The sequence below is a fragment of the Janthinobacterium tructae genome (genome assembly GCF_006517255.1).
GTDB classification, from domain to species: Bacteria; Pseudomonadota; Gammaproteobacteria; order Burkholderiales; family Burkholderiaceae_D; genus Janthinobacterium; species Janthinobacterium tructae.
In genome coordinates this window covers 2,184,195-2,209,678 of record NZ_CP041185.1, presented here as the reverse complement: position 1 = coordinate 2,209,678, position 25,484 = coordinate 2,184,195, and the positions used below count along the sequence as shown (strand labels likewise).

At 64.3% G+C, this 25,484-nt stretch carries 23 protein-coding genes and 1 tRNA gene; 8 read left to right on the top strand and 16 right to left on the bottom strand.

Annotated elements, in window-relative coordinates; genetic code table 11:
* Positions 1–10 precede the first annotated feature (10 nt).
* Both FJQ89_RS09620 and FJQ89_RS09615 read left to right on the top strand, forming a co-directional pair.
* Positions 11–106, top strand: a tRNA-Sec gene (locus tag FJQ89_RS09620).
* Positions 107–259: 153 nt separating this feature from the next.
* The gene (locus FJQ89_RS09615; protein ID WP_243136498.1) at positions 260–973 is read left to right on the top strand and encodes a substrate-binding periplasmic protein; all 714 of its coding nucleotides are present in this window, start codon (positions 260–262) and stop codon (positions 971–973) included.
* 14 nt (positions 974–987) lie between these two features.
* Here FJQ89_RS09615 and FJQ89_RS09610 read toward each other — a convergent pair whose 3' ends face one another.
* From FJQ89_RS09610 to fur, 7 genes are all read right to left on the bottom strand, one after another.
* On the bottom strand, positions 988–1,728 hold the full coding sequence (locus FJQ89_RS09610) for a GGDEF domain-containing protein (protein ID WP_141170021.1): 741 nt from the start codon (positions 1,726–1,728) through the stop codon (positions 988–990).
* A 3-nt stretch (positions 1,729–1,731) separates the two neighbouring features.
* Positions 1,732–2,130 carry a DUF1987 domain-containing protein gene (locus FJQ89_RS09605; RefSeq protein WP_141170020.1) on the bottom strand — a complete coding sequence of 133 codons (399 nt, stop codon included), beginning with the start codon at positions 2,128–2,130 and terminating at the stop codon, positions 1,732–1,734.
* A 22-nt stretch (positions 2,131–2,152) separates the two neighbouring features.
* Positions 2,153–2,710 carry a SiaB family protein kinase gene (locus tag FJQ89_RS09600; protein ID WP_071076508.1) on the bottom strand — a complete coding sequence of 186 codons (558 nt, stop codon included), beginning with the start codon at positions 2,708–2,710 and terminating at the stop codon, positions 2,153–2,155.
* Between the two features lie 65 nt (positions 2,711–2,775).
* Positions 2,776–3,990 carry a SpoIIE family protein phosphatase gene (locus FJQ89_RS09595; protein ID WP_205704592.1) on the bottom strand — a complete coding sequence of 405 codons (1,215 nt, stop codon included), beginning with the start codon at positions 3,988–3,990 and terminating at the stop codon, positions 2,776–2,778.
* Positions 3,991–4,170: 180 nt separating this feature from the next.
* Positions 4,171–4,761, bottom strand: a complete 591-nt coding sequence (locus FJQ89_RS09590) for an NAD(P)H-dependent oxidoreductase (RefSeq protein ID WP_205704591.1) — start codon at positions 4,759–4,761, stop codon at positions 4,171–4,173.
* 59 nt (positions 4,762–4,820) lie between these two features.
* Positions 4,821–5,186, bottom strand: coding sequence for a MerR family transcriptional regulator (locus FJQ89_RS09585; RefSeq protein ID WP_141170018.1), 366 nt, complete (start codon positions 5,184–5,186; stop codon positions 4,821–4,823).
* 74 nt (positions 5,187–5,260) lie between these two features.
* Positions 5,261–5,701: a ferric iron uptake transcriptional regulator gene (gene fur / locus FJQ89_RS09580; protein WP_099763157.1), complete on the bottom strand. Its 441-nt coding sequence runs from the start codon at positions 5,699–5,701 to the stop codon at positions 5,261–5,263.
* Between the two features lie 252 nt (positions 5,702–5,953).
* Between fur and FJQ89_RS09575 the strand changes: the two genes are divergently transcribed.
* Together FJQ89_RS09575 and FJQ89_RS09570 are read left to right on the top strand one after the other, a co-directional pair.
* Positions 5,954–6,850, top strand: coding sequence for a LysR family transcriptional regulator (locus FJQ89_RS09575; protein ID WP_141170017.1), 897 nt, complete (start codon positions 5,954–5,956; stop codon positions 6,848–6,850).
* A gap of 150 nt (positions 6,851–7,000) precedes the next feature.
* Positions 7,001–7,618: an OmpW/AlkL family protein gene (locus FJQ89_RS09570; RefSeq protein ID WP_141170016.1), complete on the top strand. Its 618-nt coding sequence runs from the start codon at positions 7,001–7,003 to the stop codon at positions 7,616–7,618.
* 81 nt (positions 7,619–7,699) lie between these two features.
* Here the strand turns inward: FJQ89_RS09570 and FJQ89_RS09565 are convergent, their stop codons facing one another.
* The 4 genes from FJQ89_RS09565 to FJQ89_RS09550 all read right to left on the bottom strand — a co-directional run bounded on the left by FJQ89_RS09565 (position 7,700) and on the right by FJQ89_RS09550 (position 10,819).
* Positions 7,700–8,527 (bottom strand): MetQ/NlpA family ABC transporter substrate-binding protein, encoded by an 828-nt coding sequence (locus FJQ89_RS09565; RefSeq protein WP_121669993.1) that lies wholly within the window; start codon positions 8,525–8,527, stop codon positions 7,700–7,702.
* Positions 8,528–8,559: 32 nt separating this feature from the next.
* Entirely contained in the window at positions 8,560–9,234 is a 675-nt protein-coding gene (locus tag FJQ89_RS09560; protein ID WP_141170015.1) for a methionine ABC transporter permease, read from the bottom strand.
* On the bottom strand, positions 9,227–10,036 hold the full coding sequence (locus tag FJQ89_RS09555) for a methionine ABC transporter ATP-binding protein (protein ID WP_099763162.1): 810 nt from the start codon (positions 10,034–10,036) through the stop codon (positions 9,227–9,229). The genes FJQ89_RS09560 and FJQ89_RS09555 overlap by 8 nt, the downstream gene beginning before the upstream one ends.
* Before the next feature lie 324 nt (positions 10,037–10,360).
* Positions 10,361–10,819 (bottom strand): YbaN family protein, encoded by a 459-nt coding sequence (locus FJQ89_RS09550; protein ID WP_423245197.1) that lies wholly within the window; start codon positions 10,817–10,819, stop codon positions 10,361–10,363.
* A gap of 469 nt (positions 10,820–11,288) precedes the next feature.
* Here FJQ89_RS09550 and FJQ89_RS09545 point away from each other — a divergent pair, with 469 nt between their 5' ends.
* Positions 11,289–11,855: a YceI family protein gene (locus FJQ89_RS09545; protein ID WP_100873620.1), complete on the top strand. Its 567-nt coding sequence runs from the start codon at positions 11,289–11,291 to the stop codon at positions 11,853–11,855.
* A 175-nt stretch (positions 11,856–12,030) separates the two neighbouring features.
* On the opposite strand, the gene FJQ89_RS09540 is transcribed toward FJQ89_RS09545, so the two are convergent.
* Positions 12,031–13,839 carry an NAD(P)/FAD-dependent oxidoreductase gene (locus FJQ89_RS09540; RefSeq protein ID WP_141170014.1) on the bottom strand — a complete coding sequence of 603 codons (1,809 nt, stop codon included), beginning with the start codon at positions 13,837–13,839 and terminating at the stop codon, positions 12,031–12,033.
* A 143-nt stretch (positions 13,840–13,982) separates the two neighbouring features.
* A complete protein-coding gene (locus tag FJQ89_RS09535; protein ID WP_141170013.1) occupies positions 13,983–15,125 on the bottom strand; it encodes a sigma-54-dependent Fis family transcriptional regulator in 1,143 nt (380 codons plus the stop codon).
* Between the two features lie 211 nt (positions 15,126–15,336).
* Here FJQ89_RS09535 and FJQ89_RS09530 point away from each other — a divergent pair, with 211 nt between their 5' ends.
* The 3 genes from FJQ89_RS09530 (at position 15,337) to FJQ89_RS09520 (ending at position 19,850) form a co-directional block, all read left to right on the top strand.
* Entirely contained in the window at positions 15,337–16,833 is a 1,497-nt protein-coding gene (locus tag FJQ89_RS09530) for an alginate export family protein (protein WP_141170012.1), read from the top strand.
* A 28-nt stretch (positions 16,834–16,861) separates the two neighbouring features.
* Positions 16,862–18,202, top strand: coding sequence for a serine hydrolase domain-containing protein (locus FJQ89_RS09525; protein ID WP_423245196.1), 1,341 nt, complete (start codon positions 16,862–16,864; stop codon positions 18,200–18,202).
* Positions 18,203–18,281: 79 nt separating this feature from the next.
* Positions 18,282–19,850 (top strand): CHASE2 domain-containing protein, encoded by a 1,569-nt coding sequence (locus FJQ89_RS09520; RefSeq protein ID WP_141170011.1) that lies wholly within the window; start codon positions 18,282–18,284, stop codon positions 19,848–19,850.
* 174 nt (positions 19,851–20,024) lie between these two features.
* On the opposite strand, the gene FJQ89_RS09515 is transcribed toward FJQ89_RS09520, so the two are convergent.
* The 3 genes from FJQ89_RS09515 to FJQ89_RS09505 are packed head-to-tail and all read right to left on the bottom strand — an operon-like array spanning position 20,025 to position 25,236.
* Positions 20,025–22,787 (bottom strand): Hsp70 family protein, encoded by a 2,763-nt coding sequence (locus FJQ89_RS09515; RefSeq protein WP_141170010.1) that lies wholly within the window; start codon positions 22,785–22,787, stop codon positions 20,025–20,027.
* 2 nt (positions 22,788–22,789) lie between these two features.
* A complete protein-coding gene (locus FJQ89_RS09510; protein ID WP_141170009.1) occupies positions 22,790–24,661 on the bottom strand; it encodes an Hsp70 family protein in 1,872 nt (623 codons plus the stop codon).
* Entirely contained in the window at positions 24,658–25,236 is a 579-nt protein-coding gene (locus tag FJQ89_RS09505; RefSeq protein ID WP_141170008.1) for a DUF2760 domain-containing protein, read from the bottom strand. The genes FJQ89_RS09510 and FJQ89_RS09505 overlap by 4 nt, the downstream gene beginning before the upstream one ends.
* Positions 25,237–25,484: the final 248 nt, after the last annotated feature.

Below are 25,484 nucleotides of genomic sequence, written 5' to 3'. Positions count from 1 at the left end.
CAGGCACCGCGGAAAGCACACTCATCCGGTGATGTGGCCGGGCTTCAAACCCGGTGGAGGGCGTCAGACGTTCTCCCGTAGGTTCGACTCCTACTGTTTTCCGCCAGTGATTCTTCCTTCCCCCTGCATGCTGATCGTCCCGGCGTTGGCCTGTTGCCACGTTGCGGAAAATAGATGGTGTAATTGATAATATGCGGCGATGCCGGCACGGGGCGATGGTAACATCGGTTTGAATCCCCTGTAGCAGATGAAAGCAAGCATGAAACAAGCAAGCATGGCGCGGCTGCTGGCATTGGCGCTGCTGATGCCGGTGCTGGCCGCGGCGGCTGGCCTGCGCATCGTTGGCGAGCACTTGCCGCCATCGAGCATGATGGAAGGTAATGTCGTTGTCGGACGCGAAACGACGAAGGTGCGCGACATCATGGCGCGCGCCGGCATCGCCTACAGTATTGAATTGCTGCCGTGGAAGCGCGCGTATGCGCAGGCGCTGCGCGAGCCGGATACCTGCATCTTTTCCACCAGCCGCACGCAAGAGCGCGAAGCGCAATTTCGCTGGATCGGCCCCCTCAACGAAGCGGAGTGGGTACTGTATGGCCTGGCCGAGCGGCATCTGACGCTGCGCACGCTGGCCGATGCGCGCGGCCTGGTGATCGGCACGGTGCTGGGCGACGCACGCGACGACTACCTGCGCCAGCATGGCCTGAACGTGGCGCCCGTGACGCAGGAGTGGCTCAATCCGCAAAAACTGCTGCTGGGGCGCATCGACCTGTGGGCCGTGGGCATGGCGGTGGGCAGCAAGCCGTTTGCCGGCAAGGAGTGGGAGGGCAAGGTGGAACCGCTGCTGACCTTTAATCGCGTGCAGACTTACCTGGCCTGTAACCTCAAGGTACCCGAGGCGCAGGTGGCTGCCATGCAGCGCGCCGCTGCCGCCATGCGCCGCGACGGCAGCATGGCGCGCGAACAGCTGCGCTGAGGCAGTGCTTTGAGTCAGCTTTCCAGCCACTGGCGCACGCAGTTGCGACCTTCGCGCTTGGCCTGGTACAGGGCCTGGTCCGCATGGCTGTAGGCCGTCTCGAACGGCGTGCCGGCGCGGTTCCAGCTCAGGCCCACGCTGACGGTAATGGCGCGCGTGATGGGCGCCGCATGGCGCTGGCGGCCGACGCTCTCGCAGATGCGCTGCGCGATGTGCGCCGCCTCGTCGCGCGAAGAGGTGGGCCAGACCACGGAAAACTCTTCACCGCCGACCCGGCCGATGGCCGTCTCCTGTCCCAATAATCCCTTCAGGCAGTCAACCACGGCCTGGATCACGCCGTCGCCGGCCGGGTGGCCGAAATCGTCGTTGACCTGCTTGAACAGGTCGATGTCGAGCACGATCAGGGCCATGTCGCCCTGCGCCAGGCAGTGCGAGGCATGCTCGATCACGGCGCCGCGGTTCAGGGCGCCCGTCAGCGGGTCGTGCGTGGCGCGGTATTCGAGCTGGCCGGCCAGGGTTTGCAATTGCCGGTTCAGCAAATGCATGTCGCGCTCGGCGCGGTCGCTGCGGCCGATCAGGCGCCGTGTCTCGCGCATCAGCCGTTCGTAGTGATTGATCAGTTCACCGAGCACGCGGCGCTGCGCCTCGCCGCTGGCATGGACGTCGGCGTGCATGCGACGCGCGGCAGCTAGCGCCGCCGCTTCCACGGTGAACAGGTCGGGTTCCAGGCCGGACTCGGAGATGGCGGCGTGCATGCTCTAGCTGCCTCGCACGGGATGGTCGCAGAAATCGAGCGCCGTGAAATCCTGCTGCAGCTCCTGGCCGAACTCCAGGATGGTGTCGTCGTCTTCGTCGTGATACCAGTTCAGGCGCACCTGGTTGCCGTCGATGGCCGCCTGGTTCAGGGTGTCGAACAGGGTAAACAGCATCTTCGTGCTGGAGCTGTTGAAGTAGGCCAGCGAGACGTTGACTGTGATGGCGCTCTCGCCGCAGGCGTCCAGATAGGCGCGCACGGTGGCGATCAGCGGGCCATAGAAGGCGGCCGCGTTTTCCGGATATGACTCGCCCTTGATCGACAGGGTGTGCTGCTCGAAACGGAAGTCGATTTCGGGCGAACACGGGGTCGCGGCGATGAACAGTGGTGACGGTAATTGCATATGCTTTCCTGAGTCGGCTCTTTCAAATGATGGCTTTGATGCAGAAGATGGTGTGCCCCGGCTCCTGTGGGTCCTGGACGAATTCGAATTCCAGCGGCTCGCTGGCGTCGCGCGCCATGGTGAGAAAACCCAGGCCCGCGCCCTTGCTGTCGGCCGGCGCTTCCTCGCGCAGGGCCTTCTTGTAGGCGAGGCGGATTTCTTCCATCGTCATCGTGTGCAGCGGCTCCAGGCGGGCGCGGATCTGCGCCACGTTGTCCGTCGAGACGGGGTTGGCGCACAGCAGAAAGAAGCTGTCGCCGCGCGTGCCGATGCAAAACGAGCCGCGCCGCATCTGCTGGTCCAGCTGCGCATCGGGCGTCAGGCTGTCGGCGGAATAGTGCATGATGTTTTGCGACATCTCGATGAACGAGGAAAAGATGCGCCGCCGCGTGGGTCCGGCCGCGCCGGCCGTGTCGAGGCGCGCCTTGATGGTTTCGGAAATGGCGCTCACCACGTGCTGCGAGAAATAGCCCACGTAAAAAAAGATGATGTTGCGCTTGCGCGCCACATCCCAAAACTCGTTGAATTCTTCGTACAGCACGTCCGTGCTCCTGGCTAGCCGGTGACCCGGTTTCTTGTTGATAAGGTGCTTCGATGGCGCCAAAACTACAGGCGGAAACAGAAAAAGGTCAGGTCGTCGCGGCGCGGTTGCTTGCCTTGCCAGGCGGCGCTGTCCTGCAGCAGCGCCGCCGCCACGTCGCCGGCGGGAGCGTCGCGCTGCGCCAGCAGCTGCTCGCGCATGCGCCGCTTGCCATAGGCGATGTCGCGCGCGCCGCCGATCTGGTCGAGCAAGCCGTCGGTCGTGATGAACAGCAGGCTGCCGGCGGGTATGGCGAGCGTCTCGTTGTGCCAGCAGTAGCCGGGCGGCGTATCGACATAGCCCACGCCCATGCGCGCGCCGTCGATGGCGCGCACGGCCTCTTCGCCCGGCGCCACCACGTACAGCGCCAGTTTCGCCCCCGCGAAACGCAGGCTGGCGCTGGCGTCGTCGTAACACAGGAAGGCGCAATCCATGCCGTCGTTCGAACCGGCGTGGCCTGCGTTGTCGCTGCCGGCGCCGTCCTGGCCCAGCAAGGTCTTGATGGAGCGGCTGACGGCGCCGATCAGGGCGGCCGGATCGCGCGGCCCCAGTTCGCGCAGTGCCTGGCTCAGGGCCGACGAGGCGATCAGGGTCATGAAGGCGCCCGGCACGCCGTGCCCGGTGCAGTCGGCGATGGCGGCAAACCAGCCGCCCGCGTGGCGCTCGAAGAAGTAAAAATCGCCGCCGACGACGTCGCGCGGCTGCCATTCCAGGTGCGCGTCGGGCAGGGTGGCGCGCAATTCCGCGCTTGATGTGCGCAGCCGGGCGCGCTGGATCACGCTGGCGTAATCGATGCTGTGCATGATTTGCCGGTTCTTTTCCGCCTGCATGGTGGCCACCACGTTCATCAGCTGCAAGCCGAAACCCACGCCGGCCAGCGCGCCACCTTCCGTGATGATGAAGCCGTCGGCCAGCGCCTTTTCGCCCGCTTCCACGGCGCGGAAGGTGAGGTCTTCGATGCTCATGGCGCCATCGACGATCAGCGGTTCCTTGTCCATGAAGGCGATGCAGCTCTTCTTGCCGTACACCTCGTGATAAAAGGGCTTGGACATCTGCGACATGAAGATGTTGCGGCTGATCAAGCCGATGGGTTTCTGCTGCTCCGTGACTGGCAGGCTCATCATGTCGCGCCGTTCCGTGAACAGCTCCAGCACGGCGAAATTGCTGGCGTCGGCCTGCACCGATTCCGTGGGTATGCACAGATCGAACGCCACGGAGGTGCGATAACGGGGAAGATGCAATCGAGAAGCGTTGAACTCCACAGCGGCTACCTTTACATGACGAGCGGGCCCTTGTTGTCGCGACGGCAAGGCGACTGACAAACAGGCAATATCATCATGGTAGCCCTGGAATGTGACGGCTTGATTACCAGCTTGTCAAAACCGTATGCAAGATGGCTGCATGGCAATCCGTTTCCAGCCCTACAGGCGCCGGGCCAGCGCCTGCGCCTGCTCCAGCCAGCGCGCGCGCTGCACTTCGGTGGAATCGAGGATGGGGCCGAAGCTGGCCACCTTGACGGGCTTGACGCCGCAAAATTCCAGCGTCGTCTTGCGCAGCTGGTGGATGCCGGGCATGTGATAGGCCCAGCGGAAATACCAGGGTGGCGTGTCCATCGTCACCAGGAGCTGGGCCGTGCGGCCCTTCAGCAGCTGGGCCGGGAAAGCCTTGCCCGGGCGGTACTTGAAGGCAAAGCCGGGCAGGAAGACGCGGTCGACAAAGCCTTTCAGCAGGGCCGGCGCGCCGCCCCACCAGATGGGGTAGGCGAACACCAGGTGTTCGGCCCAGCTGATGGCTTCCTGGGCCGCCAGCAAGTCCGCTTCCAGCGGCTGCACCTGGCGGTAGCCTTCGTGCAGGATGGGATCGAAGTCCAGCTGGCCCAGGCGCAGCTCGCGCACGGTATGGCCTTCGTTGCGGGCCGTGGCGGCGTAGGCTTCGGCCAGGGCGGCGCAGAAACTGTCGCTGGACGGGTGGCCGAGAAGAATTAAAATGTGTTTCGGTGTAATGTTGCTCATGCTGCAGGCTTTCCGTTAAAGAACAACTTGCATGCTAAAGCCTGCCCCTAGTGGCAGAGTCAAGCGGCCGCTGAAAGGTGCTGTCGCGCCAGGCAGTCGCGGATTTCCGTGTCGATGTCGTCCAGTTGCGCGTCGAGCTGGCGCAGGCGCGCGATGTCCTGCTGTATCTGCGCGCGCTTGGCGGCGATGTGCTGCGACAGGGCGGCCCAGTCGGTCTCGTCGCCGGCCAGGATGGGCAGCAGTTCGGCCAGGCGGAAGCCCAGCGCTTGCGCCTGGCGTATCAGTCTGACTTGCGCCAGGTCTTGCTGCGTGTAGACGCGGTAGGCGCCCGAGCGGCGCACGTCGCCCAGCAAGCCCAGCGTTTCATAGTGGCGCAAGGCCTTGGGCGAGGTCCCCGCCAGGCGGGCGATTTCTCCGATGTACATGCTTGTCCCTTGTTGAGCTGCGGCGCACGCAGTGTAGCGCAGGTGGCTTGCCAGGCGCTAGCTTGCGCGCTGCCTCAGGAGGCTTTGCGCGGCGGGACTTTCTTCGCCGTGCATTCGGCGCAGGTGCCGTACAGCGACAGCGCGTGCTCGTGCAGCACGAAGCCCCGCTCGGTGGCGATTTCATTTTGGCGCAGTTCGATGCCTTCATCGACGAATTCATCGACCTTGCCGCAACCGGTGCAGACCAGGTGATCGTGGTGCTGGCCCTCATTCAGTTCGAAGACGGCATGGCCCGATTCGAAGTGCCGGCGAAACAAAATGCCCGCCTCGGCAAACTGCATCAGCACGCGGTAGATGGTGGCCAGGCCCACGTCGATTTTTTCAGCCAGCAAGAGTTTGTAGACATCGTCCGCACTCAGGTGCTTGATGCCCCCTTCTTGAAACAGCTGCAGAATCCGCAAGCGGGGGATGGTTACTTTCAAGCCCGATTCACGCAGTTCCCTCAATATATCCATGTCTCCCATTCCTTTTTATGATCGCCTGAGCGAGCGCTTAAGCGTGAACCTGCATTATATCGCAAATGATAATCATTACCATTCGCATGTGCGAAATGGAAATATTATGCGGTGTAGCCAGTTGGGTATCCAGTGACATCGGCGCAAGTGGCCATTGCGTGGCGGGCAACTGCTGCCAGGGTGTTGGTTCAATATGGAATAGTGGCGCTCGAATCGTTACACTGTGCAGCAGACAATAACAATGGAGGGGGCATGGACCGATTTGATGCGATGCGTCTGTTTACCCGCATCGTCGAGCTGCGCAGTTTCACGCAGGCGGCGCATGACCTTGGCTACCCGAAGGCCACCGTCACGCATGCGATCAAGCAACTCGAAGCGCGGCTGCGCGTGCGCCTGCTGCAGCGGACCACGCGGCAAGTGACACCCACGCCTGATGGCGAGGCGTATTACCAGCGCTGCGTGCGCCTGCTGGCGGACCTGGAAGAAACGGAAGCCGTGTTTTCCTCGGCGATGCAGCAGCCGGCCGGCAAGCTGCGCATCGACCTGCACGCGACCCTGGCCATGCATTTCGTCCTGCCCGTGCTGGATCGGTTCTGCGCCCGCTACCCTTTGATCGAACTGGAAATCGGCATGGGCGACCGCCTCGTCGACCTGGTGCGCGAAGGCGTCGATTGCGTGCTGCGCGTGGGCGAGCTGAGCGACTCGTCGATGGTGGCGCGCCGCGTAGCGCTGCTGGAACAGCTGACGTGCGCCAGCCCAGGCTACCTGGCCGTGCACGGCACGCCGCGCAATCTGGCGGAACTGGCGGGCCACCGCGCCGTGAATTTCTTTTCCGCCCAGACGGGCAAGGTCTGGCCCTTCGATTTCAAGGTGGACGGCCAGCGCCACAGCGTGGCCTTGCCGGGCACGGTATCCGTCAATAATGCCGAGGCGTATCACGCCTGCTGCCGCGCGGGCCTGGGCCTGATCCAGGCGCCCCGCTACCATCTGCAGCAGGCGCTGGCCGCCGGTGAGCTGGTGGAAGTGTTGTCGGCCATGCGTCCCGACCCGCTGCCGGTGTCCGTACTGTATCCGCATCAGCGGCAATTGTCGCCGCGCGTGCGCGTGTTTGCAGACTGGCTCGCCAGTCTGTTCGCCGAGCCGGCTTAATTTTGCAATGCCGCATTTTCTTGACCTGGGTAAAGAAAAAAATCCCTTTAGTGATGCCATCTAGCACTATTTGATGTGGATCAAAGTTTTTGTTGCACTGCACTCTTAGACTTCGCAGCGTTACTTAACGACAAAAAAGAGGGAACTAGAATGAAGAAGTCCGCAACTGCAGCAGCAATCGTCCTGGCCGCCATCGGCGCATTCGCCGGTAATGCAATGGCGCAGGAAAGCCCATGGCTGGTGCGCGCGCGCGCCGTGCACATCGATCCTGCAAACAAATCCACCCCTGTTGGTGGCGTCGGCGCATCGGACACGATCCACGTCAGCAGCAAGACGATTCCTGAAATCGATATTTCGTATTTCTTCACGCCGAACATCGCTGCCGAGCTGATCCTGACGTATCCGCAAAAGCATGACGTCACCTTGGGTGGCCAAAATATCGGTACGTTCAAGCATCTGCCGCCGACCTTGTCGCTGCAATACCACTTCATGCCTGAAAAACAGTTCAGCCCATACGTCGGTGCAGGCGTGAACTATACGAATATTTCGAGCGTGAAACTGCTGAATGGCGCTGGCCGCCTGGAGCACGACAGCTGGGGCTTCTCGCTGCAAGCCGGCGTCGACTACAAGCTGGACAAAAACTGGTCGCTGAACTTTGACATCAAAAAAGTCCAGATCCGCAGCGACGTCTTCGTCGGTGCCGCCAAGGCCAGCGAAGTCAAGATCGACCCTGTCCTGATCGGCGTAGGCGTGGGTTATCGCTTCTAAGCATGGCGTGACAGCGCCCGTGTGGCGCGCAGAATAAAAAAGGACGGCCTTGGCCGTCCTTTTTGCATTACATCTAGCAGTTTATTTTTTCAGCGTCTTTTCCAGCGCCAGCTGGTAGTCCGTCTTTTCGTAGCCGGCCAGGTATTTGTTCGTCGCGTCGAGGAAGGCGCGCGAACGGTAGGCCGCTTCCAGGTCCTTGACCCATGGCTTGGCCTTGTCGGCCGTGCGGATGGCCACCAGGTTGATATAGCTGTCCGAGATCTTTTCCACGCTAAGGGCCGAGGTCAGCTTCATGCCGGCGGCCAGGGCGAAGTTGCCATTGACGAAAGCGTAGTCGGCGTCGGCCAGCGAACGCGGCAGCTGCGCCGCTTCCAGCGGCACCAGTTTCAGCTTCTTCGGGTTTTCCAGCACGTCGCGCTCGGAAGCGCGCAGCGGGTCGACGTTCGGTTTCAGCTTGATCCAGCCCATCTTGGCCAGCATCACCAGCGCGCGCGCCTGGTTGGTCGGATCGTTCGGCATGGTGATGGTGGCGCCGTTCTTGACTTCCGCCAGGGTTTTTTGCTTGCCGCCGTACAGGCCGATCGGCATGGTCGGTACGGTGATCAATGCGCTCAATGGCAGCTTGTTATCGGTGGCGAACTTGGTCAGGTACACGATGTGCTGGAACACGTTGGCATCGAGCGAGCCTTCGGCCAGCGCGTAGTTCGGCTGCACATAGTCGTTGAATTCGACGATCTTGACCTTGTAGCCCTGTTTTTCCAGGATAGGCTTGATGCCCAGCTTCAGCTGGTCCGAATACGGGCCGGAGCTGGTGCCGATGACGAGTTCTTTCGGGTCCTTGGCGTGGGCGGCGGTGGCGAAGGCCAGACTGGCGGCTGCCAGGAGCAGATTGCGGCGAAGATGGTTCATGCTTTTCCTTGTACTGAAATACTGAATATGAATTAACGTTTGTCGAGGCGCTTGGCGATGCGCGTGCCGGCGAACTGGATGGTTTGCACCAGCACGATCAGGATGGCCACGGTGACGACCATGATGTCCGTCTCGAAGCGGTAGTAGCCGTAGCGGATGGCCAGGTCGCCGATGCCGCCGCCGCCCACCACGCCGGCTACGGCCGAATACGACAGGAAGCTGATCGACAGCACGGTCAGCGCCAGCACCAGGCCGGAGCGCGCTTCGACCAGCAGCACGCGGAAAATGATCTGCATTTCCGACGCGCCCATGGCGTGCGCCGCCTCGATCACGCCGCGCGGCACCTCGCGCAGGTTCTGTTCCACCAGGCGCGCCAGGTAGGGAATGGCGGCGAACGACAGGGGCACGGCAGCTGCCAGCGGGCCGATGGAGGTGCCCGCGATGATGCGCGTAAACGGCGTCAGGGCGACCAGCAAGATGATGAAGGGGAAGCTGCGCACGGTATTCACCAGCCAGCCCAAAATTGTCGACAGCGGACGGTTTTCCAGCGACTGGCCTTCCGAAACGAGGAACAGCACAATGCCCAGCGGGCCGCCGATCAGAATGGCGGCCGTGAGACCGATGCCCAGCATGGTCATGGTCTGGCCCAGCGCGACCCAGATTTCCGGCAGCAGATTGACGACGTTAGTGATCGATTCTTCAAACATGTGTTGCATCCTTCCATGCGGTGGCTTCAAACGCCTCGGTGCCGTAATACGCCAGCTCGCGTCCCAGCGCCGTCTTGCGCGGGGTGGCCGTGTCGCTCAAATCGAATTGTTCGGCGATGGCGCCGTTTTCCACGACGGCGACTCGGTTGCAGATGGCGCCCAGCACCGACAGCTCATGGCTGACGATGACGATGGTCACGCCAAGGCGCGCATTGATGTCGCGCAGGGTGTCGAGCAGGGCGCGCGTGGTCTCCGCGTCCAGCGCGGACGTCGGCTCGTCGCACAGCAGCACGTCGGGGTGGCTGGCCAGGGCGCGCGCGATCGCCACGCGCTGTTTCTGCCCGCCGGACAATTGCGCCGGATAGCTGTGCAGCTTGTCGGACAGGCCCACCAGGGCCAGGCATTCCTCGACCCGGGCGGCGATCTGTTCGCCCTTGGTGGTGCCATGGATTTTCAAGGGGAAGGCGACGTTGTCGAAGACGCTGGCATTTTGCAGCAGGTTGAATTGCTGGAAAATCATGCCGATATTCTGGCGCGCGTCGCGCAGTTCGCTCTTGCCCAGGCGGGTCAGTTCGCGTCCGGCCACGGTAATGGTGCCGCTGTCGGGACGCTCGAGCAGGTTAATCAGGCGCAGCAGGGTGGATTTGCCGGCGCCGCTCTTGCCGATCAGGCCGAAAATATCACCGGGATAGACGTCCAGCGTGACCGATTTGACCGCGTGGAATTGTTCGCCCTTGGGCAGCGCGAAGGTCTTGTTCGCGCCATCGATGCGAATCACCGGCGTACGGGGTGGTGTGGTCATGCAGTGTTTCCTTTTTTATTGGACCGTGACAGGCTTGTTTGCAGGGGCCAAATCGCCCGGCCTGCTACGTCGGTTGCGTAGTATACCTCCGATCGTGTTATTACTCCTACGACAGAATCTTGCTTTGAATATGCAAATAATGTCTATGCGCCGGTTTTCAAGTTGAAAAAGCGGAAAAATGGCGCTCCTGCCGAATTTAATCGCGTGGACTGGCGTGGTGGAGCCGCTTGTTGGTGAAAAGTTCGACGCGCCCTGCGTGAGCATCGCGGCGCTTTTATGTGTGGTTCGCCTGACTTGGCGTTTTTTTGACGTGGGCGGGGCCGTTTACTGCCTGCCATGGCCCTCTTCGCGGGCAGATTCTGCTCCGCTGGCGGCAGGGCCTTCGGGCCGCCGCAACAGGTAGACGAGGACGGCGATTTCCATGGCGCCCACCATGGCGATGACCCACCACGGCGGATGGCCCAGGCACATGGCGACAAAGCCGATGGCCATGCCCAGGCAAGCCATGGTCTTGCCGCGCCGCGAGACGGCGCGGTGTTCGCGCCACTGGCGCAGCGGCGGGCCGAAGCGGGGATGCTGCAGCAGCCAGTGCTCGAGGCGCGGCGAAGCGCGGCTGAAGCAGGCCAGGGCGAGGATCAGGAAAATCGTCGTCGGCATGACGGGCAGCATGGCGCCGATGATCCCCAGCAGCACCATCAAGGCGCCGGCGGCGGTCCAGGCCCAGCGGCGCAGGCGCATGCCGTGCGCTTCGCGCAGGGGTGTCTGGGCGTGCGGCTCCTGCATCAGGCGAAGACGCCGGCGGTCATGCCCTGGCTGCGGGACGGGGAGGTGGTGGGGTGCGCGTTCACTGTGCTCGTATCGTGGCGGGTGGCCGTCATGGTTTTTTCTGCTCTGGGTTCTGCCCCATTATGGAGGAATCAAGGCGACGCTGCATGCGCGCCAAGGCCGCGATGATACCCATCCTATAGAATAATAACAAGAATCATTCTCATTTGATGCATTCGGCGGCGCCGGATAACGCTGGATATTTTGGGCAATGCAGACAATAATCGGCAGCAGAAGGCGCTGTCGTGGACATCATCGTTGTTATTATCGATTTTATCGATGCTAACTAGGTATATTTTGCGTTTTACATCGATCTTCATGCCATGCATAATCTGTTGTAACTGAAGCCAGACAATCAGCCGCATGCGTCGTTCGCCTGCAGCTGCTTGCGGTTTTGACATCCTCCACTTTTTATCAGGAATCTACAATGAAAAAACTGCTCGCTTTTATCGCCGCCGCCGGCTTCTCGCTGTCCGCCGTTGCCGCACCTGAAGTCTATGTCATCGATGGCAGCCACACTTTCCCCCGTTTCGAGTACACCCACATGGGCTTCTCGACGCAGCAAAGCCGTTTCAATAACACCACCGGCAAGGTCACGCTGGACCGCGCCGCCAAGACGGGCGCCGTCGAAGTGCTGATCGACACCAAGTCCGTCGATACGGGTTCGACCCTGTTCAACTCGCACATCCAGGGCGAAGACTTCCTCGATACGGCCAAGTACCCGGTCGCCACCTACAAATCGACCAAGTTCAATTTCGACGGCGACAAGCTGGCCTCCGTGGAAGGCAACCTGACCCTGAAAGGCGTGACCAAGCCAGTGACACTGACCGTCACCTCGTTCGCCTGCGCACCGCACCCGATGCTGAAAAAAGACGCTTGCGGCGCCAACGCCACGGCCAAGATCAAGCGCTCGGAGTTCAACGCCGGCAAATATGCGCCAGCCGTCAGCGATGACGTGACTTTGACGTTCGCCATCGAAGCCATCAAACAATAATATTGTTGGCTGCGGGATGAAAAATGGCGGCGGACTTCGGTCCGCCGCCATTTTTTTGGGGTGGCGGTAGGTCGGATTAGTGCGGCAAAGCCGCACGTAATCCGACATGAACCGCCAACAATGTGTCGGATTACGCGGCGTGCCGCTAATCCGACCTACGCGGGCTGCATCACCTTTACGCCAGGTGATGCACCTCCTGCTGCCCATACACGGGCGTGTTCAAACCCTCCATGCGCGCCTTCAGCTGCAGCGACAGGTATTGCGAGTAGTGGCGCGACTGGTGCAGGTTGCCGCCGTGGAACCACAGCGCTTGCTGCTGCGTGGGCTTCCACATATTGCGCTGTTCTCCCTCCCACGGACCCGGGTCCTTCGTCGTGGCCGAACCCAGTCCCCACACCTTGCCCACTTTGTTCGCCACCTCGGGCGAGATCAGGTCGGCCGCCCAGCCATTCATGGAGCCATAGCCGGTGGCGTACACCACCAGGTCGGCCGGCAGCTCCGTGCCGTCGGACAGCACGATGGAATGGGCCTTGAGTTCCTGCACGCCGACGCCGCTTTTCAGCTTGATCTTGCCGTCGGCGACCAGCTCGGAAGCGCCCACGTCGATGTAGTAGCCGGAGCCGCGGCGCAGGTATTTCATGAACAGGCCGGAATCGTCGTCGCCGAAGTCGAGCATGAAGCCCCGTTCTTCCAGGCGTGCATAGAAAGCCGCATCGCGCTCGCGGATGGCCTTGAAGACGGGCTTCTGGAAGTCGGCCAGGATTTTATAGGGAATCGAGGCGAATGTCAGGTCGGCCTTGGCCGTCGTCATGCCGGCCGCCAGCGCCCGTTCCGAATACAGGTCGCCCAGCGCCAGGTCCATCAGCGAGTCGGATTTGACGATGTGCGTCGACGAGCGCTGCACCATGGTCACGTCCACGCCCGCTTCCCACAGGGCGGCGCAGATATCGTGCGCGGAATTGTTCGCGCCGACCACGACGACCTTCTTGCCCACATACGCGTCCGGCCCCGGATGCTGCGACGAGTGCTGCTGCTCGCCCTGGAACACGTCCATGCCCTTGAACTTCGGCATGTTCGCCTTGCCCGACATGCCCGTGGCCAGCACCAGTTGCTTCGGCTTCAGGGTGACGGGCTGGCCGTCGCGCAGCACCTGCACCGTCCACTCGCCGCTGGCTGCGTCGAAGCTGGCCGATTCGCATGACGTCGAACCCCAGTAGTTCAGCTCCATCACCTTGGTGTACATCTCCAGCCAGTCGCCGACCTTGTCCTTCGGCGTGAAGACGGGCCAGTTGTCGGGGAAGGGGATATACGGCATGTGGTCGTACCAGACGGGGTCGTGCAGACACAAGGACTTGTAGCGCTTGCGCCAGCTGTCGCCCGGGCGCGCGTTTTTCTCGATGATGATGGTGGGGACGTTCAGCTGGCGCAGCCGTGCGCCGAGCGCGATGCCGCCCTGGCCGCCGCCGATGATGACGCAATAGGGCTGGCGCGCGTAGCCCAGTTCCTTTGCTTCCTGTTCGCGCTGCTCCAGCCAGCTGCTGCGGTCCGTGCGCGCGCCGTGTTCCGCGCCCATGGGCCGGCGGCGGCCCTTGGCTTCTTCAAAACCCTTCAATTCGCTCATGGTGGTGAGCAGGGTCCAGATCTTGCCGTCGCGGATGCGGATGAAGCCCACGCCGCGCGCCACGTTCGTCTCCACCGTGATCCAGCTTTGCAGCACGCCGCCCGCTTCCACCGCATGTTCGCCGTCGGCGATGCGGATGGAAACGGGCTGCACGGCGCCCAGCTGGGCGGCCAGCATGGCAGCGATCTGCTCGCGGCCTTCCAGGGTTTTCAGGTTCCAGGTAAACAGCACCAGGTCGCGCCAGTAGCCATCCTGTTCGAACAGTTGCGCGGCGCCCGTGCTGTCGCTGGCGCGAAGAAAGCCTTCGAGCTGCTCCAGGATGCCGGCTACGGCCAGGTCGTGCGGGTTGTTATCGGTTTGCATCGTGTCTCCTCCAAGTCTGCTGACTTTATGATGGGATGCGGCTGTGTTGCCGCTGACGATGTTGTAACACTGGCGTTCCGGCCCCGCATCCTGCAGCGCAGCATGGCGGAATATGAGACGGAAATCTCAGCTTGCCGGATGCCTCACTGGCGGTGCGGCGGCACGATGTGCAGCTGCTTGAGGCGCCGGTACAGCGTGGCGCGCGAGACGCCCAGCATGGCGGCCGCCTGCAGCGGATGCCATTTGGCGGCGTTCATGGCGTGGACGATGCGCGTGCGCTCGGCCAGCTCCGGCGGCGTGTACTCCAGCACGCCGTCCGCGACGGGCGCCTTGCGTGCTGCGCGCAGGCGCGCGCTGGCCTGGCGCAGCGGCGCGCGCACGCGGGCGTGCAGCCAGGTGCTGCCGCCGGCCAGGCGCAGCGACAGCAGATTGTGTCCCGCGCGCGCGTCGAACAGCCGCTCGGCGCGCACTTCCAGCACCTCGGCGACGGGGCGCGGCAGGGTGTCGAGCCCCCCGATGACGTCGCGCGCGCAGCCGTTGGCGGCGACGATGTCGCCATGTTCGTCGATGGCCAGCAGCATCTCCGGCTGCACTTCCACGAAGTGGCGGTTGCGGTGCGCCAGCAGGATGCAGCAATGGCTGTAGGACTTGAGAAAAAAGCCGTCCTCGATCAGGGTCGCGCCCTGGCGCACCAGTTGTTTCACCAGGCGCTGGCTGTCGCGCGCATCGGGCGAGTTCAAGGCCGACGCATCGAGCACGCCGATCAAGTCGCCGTGCGGCGAAAAAATCGGTGCGGCGCTGCAGGTCAGGCCCGTGAAGGCGGCGCGGAAATGGTCGCTCTTGTGCACGGTGATGGCTTCCTGGTCGAGCAGCACGGAGGCGATGCCGCATGTGCCTTCCTCTTCCTCCGACCAGCACGAACCCGGATACAGGCCCGCCTTCTTGAAGTCCTTGCGCTGGTCCGTGTCGACCACGTAGTCGATCGTCACGCCGCGCGCATTGGCCAGGATGACGCAGTAGCCCGCTTCGCGCACCATGGCGTGCAGGCGCGGCAGGCACTGGCCCGTGGAACGCAGAAAGCCTTCCTCGGACTGCTGGATGGCGCGCAGTTCGGCGCCCGTCAGGATGCGCGGCCCCGTGGTGGAGGCGGGGTCGAGCCGGTAGTCGTCCAGCGAGCGCCGGTACGACGACGCCAGCCTGGCCGTCTCGGCCCCTGGGTTGACGATGCGCCCGGCGATCAGGTCGCGCACGCGCTCGATATGGCTGGTCTGGCGGACGTAGGGCATGGCGCTCTCCGGTGTCTCGGGTCAGGTTTTTATGGTGTTGTCGTTTGTAGCACGAAGCGTCGGGCCGCGCATCCTGCGCTGCAGCATGGCGCGCGCGTGAGACGATCGTCTCAGCGCGTGGCCCGCACAATAGAATGCTTTACAACAATAAAAAAGAGCATCTCTGATAACATCCGCTCAAATTGACAGTCAGTTAGCGCAAGGGATATCTATGGCAATGCAAACGATGTTCCTGATACGCAGAACGATGGTGCTGGCCTTGCTGGGAGCGAGCGCCGCCTGCGGCGCCGCCGGCCAGCTCGATCCCGATGGGCAGAGCAGCATGGAAAAAGAGGTGGCCCGGCGCGCCGCCGCCGAGCCGCTCATCGGCGCCGGCTGGCAAGTGACGCGTTCCGTGGAAGCGGGCGTGCAGGTGGCCGGCGAGAGCAATCTGTTCTGGAAGCTGTCGAATACGCCGGCGCGCAATCCCGACTTCGATTTCAAGCCCTACTGGTACGAGTTCTATGTCAAGCCGGCGCTCGGCTTCAAGCGCAATTTCGGCGACGGCAGGCAGCTGTATGCACGCGTGTCTGGCGTCGGCTCGGGCACCTTGCGCCACGATCCTTTTGGCGCGGGCGACACGGGCCGCATCTCGATCGAGGAATTCGTCGCCGGCATCCGCATGCCGCTCGGCGGCACGCGCGCCATGCTCGACCTGTCGGCCGGCGCGCAGAATTTCACGCTGGGCACGGGCATGCTGATTGCCAATGGCGGCTCGAACGGCTTTGACCGCGGCGCGCTGAAGCTCGGCCCGCGCAAGGCCTTCCAGAATTCCGTGGTGGCCAAGATAAGCCAGGATGCGTTCAGCGCCCAGGCGTTTTACCTCGACCCGAATGAAAACCCCGACAACGATAGCGGCACGCGCGTCGTCGGCGTGGATGTCAGCTACGCGCCCGCGAACGACCGCAAGGCGGGCATCGCGTATGGCAAGGTACCGCGTTCGCATGCCGCGTATCCGCAGGCGGCGCCGGGCGGCATCGGCGCGCCGCTGGCCGTGCCCGATGGCCGCAAGGATCTGCAGTTCGCGTATGGCTACGCGCGCGTTCCCGTGCTGCCCACGCTGTTGTCGAAAGGCTGGTTCGGCGTCGATGCGGCGCGCGAATGGAATACGCGCGAGCCGATGCGGGGCTGGGGCTGGCGCACGGAAGGGGGCTTTTCGCTGCCCGACGTGGCCTGGACACCGAAGTTCACCCTTGGCTACCAGAGTTTTTCAGGCGACGATCCGCGTACGGCGCGCAACGAGCGCTTCGACCCGCTGTTCTTCGAAGGCACGCCGGGCGCCTGGGCTTCAGGCAGCAAGGCCACCTGGGTTTTCGTGAATGCCAACGTGAACGCGCTGCAGGCCACCATCGAGCTGCACCCGACGCCGAAAGACACCGTGACGGCCTACCTGGCCCAGGTGCGGGCCAACCAGATGGGCAGCCCGCTGCAGTTCGGCCAGGCCACGCGCCTCGACGTGCCGGGCGACGCCCCCGTGGTGATCGCCGGCGTACTGCGCCCGATGCTGGCCAACGATGTCTTCGTCAAGTATGTGCGCGTGGTGAACCCGAATACCTATCTGACCCTGGGTTTCAGCGCCTCGTTCGCGCAGTCCGGCGTCAACCAACTGGTGAATGGACAGGCCAAAACGTGGACGGGCTGGCTGGCGAATGTCGTGTGGGTTTATTAAATATTCTGTTTATCAAGGAGAGCATCGCATGAACGATTTTCCCAGCATGAAACGCCTGGCCCTGGCCGCCGCCTGTCTGGCGCTGGCCGCCGGCACCCACGCGGCAGAGACGACCAAGGTGGCTGCCACCCCGCTGTCAGCGGCCGCCAGCGATCCGGCTGCCTTGCAATGGATGGTGGGCGCGCCGCCGCCGGCCGATAAAATCATCCGCTTCGACGATGGCAGCTATTTCAATTTCCCGCAGCTGCGCTGGAGCGTGTCGCACTTCCGCCAGCTGATGCCGACGGTGGAAGTAGCGCGCGGCTTGAAGGCGCCCGTGCCATTGAAACGCGCGCTGCGCAAGGATATCGACAGCCTGCGCTTCACGCCCCTGGGCGCGAAGGAAACGATGACCTGGGAGCAGTCGCTGGGTGCCAACTACACGGACGGCATCGTGGTGCTGCACCGGGGTCGCATCGTGTATGAGCGTTACTTTGGCGTGCTGAAAGAGAGTGGCCAGCATGGCGCCATGTCGGTGACGAAGTCCGTGATGGGCACCATCGGCGCGGCGCTGGTGGCCGAAGGCAAGCTCGATCCGGACAAGAAAGTGGCCGAGTATGTGCCGGAACTGGCCAAATCGGCATTTGGCGACGCCACCGTGCGCCAGGTGCTCGACATGACCACGGGCCTGAAATTCAGCGAAGATTACGCCGACCCGAAAGCGGAAGTGTGGCAGCACGCGGCGGCAGGCAGCCCATTGCCCAAGCCGAAGGATTACACGGGGCCGCGCAGCTATTTCGAGTACCTGCAAACGGTGCAGCACGAAGGCCGGCACGGCGAGGCGTTCGGCTACCGCACGGTCAACTCCGACGTGCTGGGCTGGATTATTGCCCGCGTCACGGGGCAGAACGTCAACGCGTATCTGTCCGAGCGCATCTGGCAAAAGCTGGGCGCCGAGCAGGATGCCTACATGACGGTCGATTCGACGGGCACGCCGTTTGCCGGCGGCGGCTTGAATGCGGGCTTGCGTGACCTGGCCCGCTTCGGCGAAATGCTGCGCAACGATGGCCGCTACAACGGCCAGCAGATACTGCCCAAGGCGGCAGTCGACGATATCCGCCGCGGCGGCGACAAGCAGCTGTTCGCCAAGGGCGGCTACGATTTGCTCAAGGGCTGGAGCTACCGCGACATGTGGTGGGTCACGCATAACGACCATGGCGCCTACATGGCGCGCGGCGTGTACGGCCAGCGCATCTATGTCGATCCGAAGGCGGAAATGGTGATCGTGCGTTTTGCGTCCACGCCGACGGCGGCCAATGCGGCGAATGACCCGACCACCACGCCGGCCTTCGAAGCGCTGGGCAAGCTGCTGCTGGCCCAGCCGAAATAGGCTGCCAGCCGTGCGGCGGGCTGGGCACAACTGGAATACACTGTCCTTTCGTCATTAATTGTTGCCTGAATGGTAATTCATGCACCGCACGCAAGGGAAGCACACTGTGGAAACCAGCCCGCCAGATCAACCGCGCCCGCCGCTCTGGCGGCGCCTGCTGTGGCCGGTCGCCCAGCTGGGCTCGGCCTTCAAGCTGACGGGCACGCACCTGCTGCACCACGTGATCGGCGCCAGCCTGATCGCCGCGCTGATGCTGGTGCTGGAAGGTTTTCACGTGCTCGAATGGCTCGATGCGGCCATGCTGCGCGCCAGCGCGGAACAGGGGCAGCTGCTGGAGCGGGGCAAGGACCCGGGCGCCGCCTACCGGCCCGGCATCATCGAAATCGACCAGCCCGCGTTCGAACAGGTCTTCGACGAGCGTGAACCGCTGGAGCGCACCCGCCTGGAGCAATTGCTCGCCAGCGCCGCCGCGCGCGGCAGCAAGGTGCTGGCCATCGACCTCGACCTGGCGCCAGCCGTGTATGAACAGCACAAGGCTGGCGAACGGCCGCTGGACCGCATGCTCGACCAGTTGGCCGCGAATGGCCGGCAACTGGTGCTGATCCTGCCCGAACAATCGGACCAGAACGCGAACTTGCCCTGGATACGCGCGCGCTGCGCGGCCGGCATTCACTTCGCCAGCCCGCGGATCCGCGAACGCATGGGCGCAGTCACGCGCATCGAGCTGAAAAGCCCCGTGCTGGCGGCCGTGGCCTTTGAACTGGCGCATGGCGCCGATGAACAGGAACAGCAGCAGCCGATGCCGGCCGTCTTGTCCGAGCAAAAGGATGGGCTGGCGCTGGCCGCCCGCGTGTGCCAGCTGGCCCGGCGCACGGACAGCGAAAAGGAATTGGCGCGCTGGGCGTTCGAACCCGTGATCCACGGCGACGCGAAGGATGCGGCCGAACAGAACGCCGTCACGGCGCCGTTTCACCCGGCCGCCGTGGCGCCGCAATTTCTGAACCCCACGCGCACGCGCGTCCAACTGATCGATGGCCAGGCCGGCGTGGCGGCGAATGCACTACGCAAGAACGTCGTGTATATCGGCAGCACCTATGATGTGCGCGACCGCTATACGACGGCAGAAGGCGAACAGGCCGGCCTGCACCTGCACGCGGCCGCCCACACGTCGCTGGGCATCGGTACGGCCGACGTCAATAAATATGCGGTGTTCGTGGCCGACATCGTCATCGGCGTGCTGCTGGGCTGCCTGTTCGGCGGCCTGTGGACCCTGTACGGCCGCGCCGAACTGGCCATCGACAAGCGCATGGAAGACCACGATTTCAGCCGCTTGCACCGTCTTGGTACCCTGTTCGAATTCTATGGCATCCGCCTGATGCTGGCGCTGGTGTGGGCTTCGCCGTTTGTCATCGGCGCGCTGGCCATCTACCTGTCGCGCGGCTTGCTGGAGCAGGGCTGGTGGGTCAACCCCGGCCCCCTGATCGCCGGCATGTTCCTGCACGCGATGTCGCTGCGCGACGAAGCCCACCACCCGCACGAAGAAGTGCCGGGCCTGTCCGTGTGGGCCCAGCTGCGCCGCACGCATCCCGGCATCGTGCTGGTGCAGGCGCCGCTGGCGGTGGTGCTGTTGATCATTGCCGTGATTTAGCGCAAGGCGGCGTGCCGCAATGGCCTGGGTATGGCTGGCCGATAGTTTGCCGCGGTATTGCGGCGCGCGCAGCGAAGGGTAGGTCGGATCAGGCCGCAGGCCGTCATCCGACAACATTGTTGGCGATGCCTGTCGGATTACGCTACGCTAATCCGACCTACGTGACCCATGGTTTCAGCCGATCAGCTTCAAGCCCGGCGGCAGCGCCTCGCCCAGCATGCGGCGGGTAACAGCTTCGTCCAGCTGCGTCACTTCGCTGACCATCGCCTGCCACAGGGGCGGGGCGCCCACGGCTTTCAGGCGGGCCAGGATGGTGGCGCGCAAGTCGTCGGCGATGTCGCGCGAGCGGTCGCCCGTCATGCGCGCGAGGTGGGTGGCGGCAAACGCCGCCGGTTCCGTCTTTTTCCAGTCCAGCGCCAGCAGCATCGTGAGCCATCCGGCCACGGTGGCGCTGTCGACCACTTCGTGCGCGCTGCCGTGGAAGGGCTGGCGCGCGCCGACCCTGGCCAGCGCCCACAGGGTATTCGTATCCGCCACTTCGCTATGCGCCTTCTGCAGACGCTTGATCAGCCAGGCGCCCACTTCCGCCTTGTAGGCGCCGGGGATGCGCTCGAGCGAGGCGCCCAGGCGCAGCATGTCGTCGTCGCTGCCGTTCACCAGGGTGACGGGGCGGCTGCCGCGCTGAGCCGCATCGGCCTGCAGGTTGAAGGCGAAGTCGTCGAGCAGCCGCAATTGCTGCTGCGTGCTCAAGCCGCCGGCCACCCTGCGCCACAGGGTCCACCATTCGGCGCAGACCTGGTTATCTTTGTGATGCTGGATGCCCGTGTCGAACAGGTCCCACAGTTGCTCGATGCGCCACGGGTCGAGCGCGTCGCCATAGCCGGGACGCAAACAGTAGCCGGCCAGGTTCAGCCAGACACGCTCATGTTCGGCGGAGCGGCGCCGGCCACGCGCGCGTTGTAGCAAGGCGTCGAACAGCTGGCGCAGCAGCGGCGTCTCCCAGCTTTCGCGTCCGCCCAGCCCGCGTTCCAGGTGCTGGCGCAGCTGGCGCACTTCTTTGGTGTCGACCTTTTGCGCCTTGCCGCCGAAGATGCGCTCGATTTTTTCGATGGCTTCCTTCACGCGCGGCGAGGCGGTGGACGTTACGGCGTGGTTTTCCTCTTCGCCCCGTAGCTGGAATTCCAGCAGCCAGCGCTGGCCGGCATCGGCTTCGGCCACACAGTGCACTTCCAGCGTGCCCACTTCCGTCATGACGGTAGCCAGTTGCACGGTGATTTCGCGCTTGTCACTGGCATCCTGTTTATCATGCAGCACGCTGGCCAGCGGCGGCAGGCGCAGGTATTCGCCAGCATCCAGGTCGACGATCTCGCCCAGCTTGGGCGGCGCGCCCGCCTCAAAGAGCGAAGTGGCCAGGTGGAAGCGCACGGGCCGGCCCAGGCGCAGCGCGAACAGGCGCTCCGTCAGGCGGATTTCCTCGCCGCTGGCGCTGCCACGGGGCAGGATACAGACGGCACGGTTGTCTTTGCCCGCTTCGCCCAGCACGAGGAAATAGCTGCGCGGCGAGCCACCGCCGATGCGCGGCGCCTGGCCACGCCGGGCCAGCGCGTAGGCGACAGCGCCACGCGCCACGGCCACGTCGGGATTATCGTTGTGCAGGATGGTCAGGGGCGCGCCGCGCCAATGCGCCAGGGTCTCTGCCAGGCGGCGCGCCAATGCGTCGGCGCGGAACACGCCGCCGTTCAGCAGCAGGGTGTCGGGCAGCTCGCCCTGTTGCTGGTGCAAAAAGCTGGCCAGGTGGCGCGTGATGGCAGCATCCTGCGCATACGGCAGGCCGAATTCGACGATGCCGGCGCGGGTTTTTCTTGCTACCTCGCTGAGTTCCACCTTGGGGAAGAAGCCATCGACCACCAGGGCCGCCACTTCCTCGCGCGTGACGTCGGCGGAACGGCTGCCGCCGATCAGGCGCGCGCCGGCGCCCAGCAGGGTGACGCTGGCGCTTTCCGGCGCATCGTTCGACAGCAGCAATTCTTTGGCGGCGCGGCAGCGCTCCATCAGCTGCGACAAGCGCGCGGCGGACAGCTTCATGCCACCTTCGACGCCTGCCGCCATGCGCGTTTCCACCAGGTGGGCCAGCGCCAGGTCCATATTGTCGCCGCCGAGTATCAAATGGTTGCCCACGCTGCTGCGCGTGAGCTGCGGTTCGCCATCCTCGTCGAAGGCGACGTCGATCAGGCTGAAATCGGTCGTGCCGCCGCCCACGTCGCAGACTAAAATGCGGCGCGTATTGGCCAGGTCGTCGCGCAAGGTGGCGCGCCGCCGCTGCAGGAAATCATAGAAGGCCGCCTGCGGCTCTTCCACCAGCCGCAAGGTGGGCAAACCCGCCAGGCGCGCCGCCTCCAGGGTGAGTGCGCGCGCACCCTCGTCGAACGAGGCGGGGATGGTCAGCACCAGTTCCTGCTCTTCGAGCGGCGCCTGCGGGAAGCGGTGATTCCAGGCGGCGCGCACATACGCGAGGTAGCTGGCGCTGGCCGCCACGGGCGACACCTTGGCCACGTCGGCATCGGCGCCCCAAGGCAAAATCGGCGCCTGGCGGTCCACGTTCGCATGCGACAGCCAGCTCTTTGCGCTGGAAACGAGGCGGCCCGGCACTTGCGCGCCGAGCTGGCGCGCCAGGGCGCCCAGCACGGGGTGTTCAACGTCCTGCTTTGGCCACGGCAGCTGCAAGTCGCCCGCCGCCAGTTCGCCGGCGGCAGGATGGTAGCGCAAGGAAGGCAGCAGGGGGCGTGCGCCCACTTCGCCGGGAGCGAGCAGCTGCTCGATGGCGAACAGCTGTATTCCCGCCTGCGCATCGTTGGCATCCGCATACGCCACCACCGTGTTGGTGGTGCCCAGGTCGATGCCGACCAGGAAGGCCGGCTTGCCCACAGCGCTGCGCATGTTTATGGCTGCGGCGTGCCGCGCACGTCGAATTCCACTTTCCAGCGCTCGGCGCCGTCAGGGGAAACGGCCAGCAGTTCCAGCGTGCCCGCTTCTGTCACGCGTGCGTGCAATTTCACTTGCACCACGTCGCCGGCCGACCGGCCTTCGGCGGACAGGGTCGCCTGGATTTCGCTCAGCTCCTGCAATTCATCGGGGCCCCAGAAGTCGAGCAAGTCGCCGATCTGGTCGTTGCGGCGCGTGGACGAGGCGAAGAAGCGGAAGTGCACGGGCTCTCCCACCACCAGGCCGAATTGCTGGCCCGGCAGTTCCAGTTCGCTGCCTTCTTCCATGCCGAACGGTGCCACGCACAGGGCCTGGATCGGCGGTTCCATGCCGGGGATGGCCGGCATGGCCGATTCGATGGCGACGTAGAAGGCGCTGGCTGTGCCGCCGCGAATGCGTACGCCATGGCCGCGCCGCACGTAGCTGTAGTAGGCCGCGCCACGCGCCACGGCCAGGTCCAGGTCGGCCCCGGCCAGCATGCGTGCCGGTTCCGCGCCTTCCAGGTACAGCCAGTCGTTGACTGTCGCCATGATGCGCTGCACCAGCAAGTCCGACTTGAAGACGCCGCCGTTGAACAGCACGGCCGTCGGGTGCAAGAAGCTGGCGCCTTCTGCCTGGCGGCCGGCAAAGCCTTCCAGTTCGCTGGTGGCCGCCACTTGCCGGCCCAGGAACGCGGCCAGGTGGCGCGTGATGGCCGCGTCCTGCGCATATGGCAAGCCCAGTTGCGTCAGGCCGGCGCGCGTGCGCACGGCAGGGCGGCTCGATGCTTCCACTTGCGGGAAGAAACCGTCGAGAATGAAGGTGGACACTTCGGCGCGCGTCAGTTCCGTGCGGATGGAGCCGCCAATCAGTTTCGAGCCGCGGCTCGGCACGACGATCGGTGCCACATCGAGGCCGCTGTCGGCCAGCAGGCTTTCCTTGGCGCTACGGCAGCCATAAGTGAGTGCGCGCATTTGCCAGGCGTCGAGCTGCGTGCCATTGGCGGCCAGCTTGCGTGCCACCAGGTGGGCCAGCGCCAGGTCCATATTGTCGCCGCCAAGCAGGATGTGTTCACCGACGGCCACGCGATGCGGTTCCAGCACGCCGTCGCGTTCGAGCACGGCGATCAGCGAAAAGTCGCTGGTGCCGCCGCCCACGTCGACCACTAAAATGATGTCGCCCGGCTTGACTTCCTTGCGCCAGCGGCCTTCGCTGGTCTGGATCCAGCTGTACAGGGCCGCCTGCGGCTCTTCCAGCAGGGTCAGCGAGGTGTAGCCGGCCGCCTGCGCCGCTTCCATCGTCAGCTCGCGCGCGGCCGGATCGAACGACGCGGGTATCGTCACCGTGATTTCCTGCTGCGCGAACGGCGCCTGCGGGTGGGCGTTGTCCCAGGCCTGGCGCAAGTGCGTCAGGTAGCGCGTGGCGGCCGTGATGGGCGAAATGCGCGCGACTTCGGCCGGCGCGTCGTTCGGCAAAATCGCCGCGCGGCGATCGACGCCCGGGTGGCACAGCCAGCTTTTCGCGCTCGAGACCAGACGAATCGGCGTGGTGGCGCCGCGGCTGCGGGCCATTTCGCCGACGACGAACGGTGCTTCGGCTTCCTCGGTGACCCAGGGCAGGGCCAGGTCGCCCGCCGCCACTTCGTCGGCGTGCGGCAGATACACGAACGAGGGCAGCAGCGAAAGGTCTTCGACGGTGCCCGGCGCCGACAGTTGCGGCACTTTCAGCACGCCATGGCTGGACTTTTCGCCGTCGCTCTCGACCAGGTTCACATATGACAGGGCGCTGTGGGTGGTGCCCAGGTCGATGCCGATGGCGTAGCGCGGGCCAGGGTTGACGGTATCGTTCACAGTTCCACCTCGGCCGGAGCCAGGATGGCGGCGTCGTGCTGCCCGCTCAGTTTCGGCAGGCGCACGCTGGCGGCGCGCCAGCCGCGGTGGCTCAGGGTGCCAGTGAATGGCGCCGAGCCGACCACGTTGCCCGTCAGGCGAACTTGCGCGGAATCAAAACCTTCCTGCAGCACGATGCGGCTGCCCTCGGCTTCCTGGCGCACGGCCTCGATGGTGAAGTATTCGCGCATGACCTTGGCGCAGCCTTCGTGCACCACGCGGGCGGCCGCGCCGATGTCGGCATCGGCATGGCTGCCCAGGTTTTCCTGGGTGAAGTCGATCAGGCGTGCTTCGCGTTGCAGCAGCGCCAGCAGTTGCAGGGCGGCGTCCGGCGTGGCTTCTTTTAATATGACGGGCGCGGCGGCCGGCGTTGGCACGGGGGCTGGTGCAGGAGCAGGAGCCACCGGCGCCGCCTCGGGCAAGGACAGTTTTTCCACGCGGGCCGCATAGGCGGCGTCCGACAGGGTGCTGAAGAAGGCGCCGAAAGCCAGCGGGACTCGGCGCCAGAACGATGGGTGGGACGATGGTGTGCTCATAGGAACTCGTTTCTCTGATCTGTAGGGTGGCGTCGGCGGCGCGCCGGGTGGCGGGGCCGCTTCGCAGGGTAGTGCAGGTGCCGGGCCGACAGGGCCGGCTGCGTTTGCCCGCATGATACCAGCTACCGGGCCGCCGCCAAAGCCGCCGGCCCCGGCGCAGCCAGGCTGACGCATGGTTTTTCTTTGTTCCTGCGCAAGGAAACGCTCGATTTCGGGCCGTTTCGACTAGAATCGCGCATTATCTTTTT

Coding starts and splice junctions, on each gene's coding strand:
- FJQ89_RS09590 (WP_205704591.1), bottom strand. CDS start 4,761: ATGAGCAACATTACACCGAAACACATTTTAATTCTTCTCGGCCACCCG.
- FJQ89_RS09565 (WP_121669993.1), bottom strand. CDS start 8,527: ATGAACCATCTTCGCCGCAATCTGCTCCTGGCAGCCGCCAGTCTGGCC.
- FJQ89_RS09505 (WP_141170008.1), bottom strand. CDS start 25,236: ATGAGCACACCATCGTCCCACCCATCGTTCTGGCGCCGAGTCCCGCTG.
- FJQ89_RS09575 (WP_141170017.1), top strand. CDS start 5,954: ATGGACCGATTTGATGCGATGCGTCTGTTTACCCGCATCGTCGAGCTG.
- FJQ89_RS09540 (WP_141170014.1), bottom strand. CDS start 13,839: ATGCAAACCGATAACAACCCGCACGACCTGGCCGTAGCCGGCATCCTG.
- FJQ89_RS09530 (WP_141170012.1), top strand. CDS start 15,337: ATGGCAATGCAAACGATGTTCCTGATACGCAGAACGATGGTGCTGGCC.
- FJQ89_RS09570 (WP_141170016.1), top strand. CDS start 7,001: ATGAAGAAGTCCGCAACTGCAGCAGCAATCGTCCTGGCCGCCATCGGC.
- FJQ89_RS09555 (WP_099763162.1), bottom strand. CDS start 10,036: ATGACCACACCACCCCGTACGCCGGTGATTCGCATCGATGGCGCGAAC.
- FJQ89_RS09520 (WP_141170011.1), top strand. CDS start 18,282: ATGCACCGCACGCAAGGGAAGCACACTGTGGAAACCAGCCCGCCAGAT.
- FJQ89_RS09585 (WP_141170018.1), bottom strand. CDS start 5,186: ATGTACATCGGAGAAATCGCCCGCCTGGCGGGGACCTCGCCCAAGGCC.
- FJQ89_RS09605 (WP_141170020.1), bottom strand. CDS start 2,130: ATGCAATTACCGTCACCACTGTTCATCGCCGCGACCCCGTGTTCGCCC.
- FJQ89_RS09550 (WP_423245197.1), bottom strand. CDS start 10,819: ATGCAGGAGCCGCACGCCCAGACACCCCTGCGCGAAGCGCACGGCATG.
- FJQ89_RS09525 (WP_423245196.1), top strand. CDS start 16,862: ATGAACGATTTTCCCAGCATGAAACGCCTGGCCCTGGCCGCCGCCTGT.
- FJQ89_RS09545 (WP_100873620.1), top strand. CDS start 11,289: ATGAAAAAACTGCTCGCTTTTATCGCCGCCGCCGGCTTCTCGCTGTCC.
- fur (WP_099763157.1), bottom strand. CDS start 5,701: ATGGATATATTGAGGGAACTGCGTGAATCGGGCTTGAAAGTAACCATC.
- FJQ89_RS09615 (WP_243136498.1), top strand. CDS start 260: ATGAAACAAGCAAGCATGGCGCGGCTGCTGGCATTGGCGCTGCTGATG.
- FJQ89_RS09535 (WP_141170013.1), bottom strand. CDS start 15,125: ATGCCCTACGTCCGCCAGACCAGCCATATCGAGCGCGTGCGCGACCTG.
- FJQ89_RS09560 (WP_141170015.1), bottom strand. CDS start 9,234: ATGTTTGAAGAATCGATCACTAACGTCGTCAATCTGCTGCCGGAAATC.
- FJQ89_RS09515 (WP_141170010.1), bottom strand. CDS start 22,787: ATGCGCAGCGCTGTGGGCAAGCCGGCCTTCCTGGTCGGCATCGACCTG.
- FJQ89_RS09610 (WP_141170021.1), bottom strand. CDS start 1,728: ATGCACGCCGCCATCTCCGAGTCCGGCCTGGAACCCGACCTGTTCACC.